The 2,025-nt window shown below is 62.3% G+C and carries 2 protein-coding genes and 1 pseudogene; 1 reads left to right on the forward strand and 2 read right to left on the reverse strand.

Annotation, left to right across the window (positions count from 1 at the left end):
* Positions 1-115: pseudogene (locus E4U03_RS13485) on the reverse strand (cell division protein ZapE); the annotation flags it as partial.
* A 232-nt stretch (positions 116-347) separates the two neighbouring features.
* On the opposite strand from E4U03_RS13485, the gene ybaK reads away from it, so the two are divergent.
* The gene (gene ybaK / locus E4U03_RS12460) at positions 348-842 is read left to right on the forward strand and encodes a Cys-tRNA(Pro) deacylase (protein WP_135014041.1); all 495 of its coding nucleotides are present in this window, start codon (positions 348-350) and stop codon (positions 840-842) included.
* On the opposite strand, the gene E4U03_RS12465 is transcribed toward ybaK, so the two are convergent.
* A complete protein-coding gene (locus E4U03_RS12465) occupies positions 795-1,961 on the reverse strand; it encodes an alpha/beta hydrolase family protein (RefSeq protein WP_135014042.1) in 1,167 nt (388 codons plus the stop codon). The two genes, ybaK and E4U03_RS12465, sit on opposite strands and share 48 nt — an antisense overlap.
* Positions 1,962-2,025 lie beyond the last annotated feature (64 nt).

Here is a 2,025-nt window from a genome sequence, read left to right on the forward strand (position 1 = left end):
AGAGACAGGTATTGAAAGACACTTCACCGAAGCGTTCTGAGGGCCTAAACCCTGAGAGGAGTTCGTCGGCTGAGACGTGGGGGGTGCGGTCGGTGAGGTGGGTGTAGGTTGCCACGTGTGGTCTTTCCCTTGGGCGCGACGGTGCGCTGGTGATTCGTACACCCACAGTCTAGTAGCTGGTGGGCAGGTTGCCCAATGTTGCGGTGGGGTTAGTGCGGGACTGACTCTAAGCCGGTTGGTTTGTTCACAGATTTGCTGGTCAGGCTCTGGGCGGACGCCGATAGGCGGCTTCTCGTTTAGGCTGGTAGGTGCATACCTATTGACGTGAGTGAAAGGGAAGAGAAACGGTGGCAAAGGCGAAGAAGAAGGGGGCGGCTACGGCTGCTCTGGCTCTGTTGCAGCAGACCGGTACCGCTTTTGAGGTGCGCGAGTATGAGCATGTGGACGGTGAAACCAACTTTGGTCTGGAGGCTGCCGAAAAGCTGGGCCGCTCCCCCGAGCAGGTTTTTAAGACCTTGATGATTACCCACGAGAAGGATTTTGCGGTCTGTGTGGTGCCGGTGGGTGGCAAGCTGAACGTGAAGGCTGCTGCGACTGCGCTGGGCTGGAAGTCTGCGAAGATGGCTGCTCCTGATGTGGCGGAGAAGCGCACCGGGTATGTGGTGGGCGGTATTTCTCCCCTGGGGCAGAAGACGGCTCACCCTACCCTGGTGGACGAAACCGCCCAGCTTTTTAACACGATTTTGGTGTCGGGTGGGCGCCGCGGCCTGGATGTGGAGCTAGCTGCCGATGACCTAGTTGCGCTGACGCAGGGGGCTTACGCCGATATCGCGGCTGCTTAGCCAGCCGGTGACGGTGTCGAACCAGAGCTGTGGGTCTACGTTCCATTCCCTGGTGTGGGGGGCCTTGTCGAAGGGTACAAAATCCACTAGGGGCGATAGCTCCGCCAGGGCCTGTGAGGGCTGGTAGGGCACATAGGTGTCGTCCACCGAGTGCATAATCAGGGTGGGCACGGTAATGTCACCTGCCCGGTGGGGCCAGGAAATCTGTTGCAGGCTGATAGGTTCTTTCAGCCCGGTGAGGGTGCTGAGGGCGGGGTGGGTGATCATCTGTACACCCAGCTGCCCGATGCGCAGCGGAATCTTGTTCAGGTGCGTGTGGTACTGGATGAGCTCAAGCCAGTCTAGGGCAGGGCCGTCCAGCACCAGCGCTTGAATAGCCCGGCGGTTATGGGCCAGGTCGGCGGTCTGCATGCAGATTGACCCGCCCATGGACCACCCAAAGAGCACCACGTTGCGAGCGCCGTGGGCCAGGGCGTAGTCGATGGCGACTTCGACGTCCCGCCATTCGGTGAAGCCCAGACCGTAGCGGCCGTCTTCGCTGGCGGGCGCTTCGCGGTCGTTGCGGTAGCTCATGTGCAGGCTGGTGAGGCCCAGGGCCTGGGTGGCGTCGAGGGCGCGCAGGGTTTCGGTGCGGGTTGCGCCCATGCCGTGCACCATGATGGCCCAGGTGTCGCTCGGTTCAGGGGTACCGGGGTCGTCAGTTGCTTGGCCTTCCGTTGCTTGCTTGCCTAGCGCTGCCCCGGGGTGTGCTACCCAGGCAGGGGCGGGGCCTACCGGCAGGGACAGCTCAATATCTTCAGCCCGATAGCCAGCCATAGCAGGGTCGGTGGCAACGACCCCGGTCAGACGTCCGCGCTTTATATCTGCCATCGTGCCCCGGTAAATTTTTTCGATACCCCGCACCACGGTCTTGTCCCCCGGCAGGTAGGAGGTCAGCTCCCCCAGCAGGGCAAAACCCGCCCCGCCCGAGAAGTAGAAGCCGTAGCGCCCCGGGGCCAGGGTGCGCTCGGTGGCATCTATACGGATGCTGGTAGGCTGCTGCCCCTCGGTGATGTCGGCGCTGCTGTAACCCAGGGAGTGCACGCGGACGTCCTCAACCGGCGCTTTGGGGGGAACCACGATTTTGCGGGCGAAGTGGGTGGCGATTCCTGCGGTGCACAGGGCAGCGGCGGTCTCTTATACA

Source organism: Rothia nasimurium, from assembly GCF_004569295.1.
GTDB classification, from domain to species: Bacteria; Actinomycetota; Actinomycetes; order Actinomycetales; family Micrococcaceae; genus Rothia; species Rothia nasimurium_B.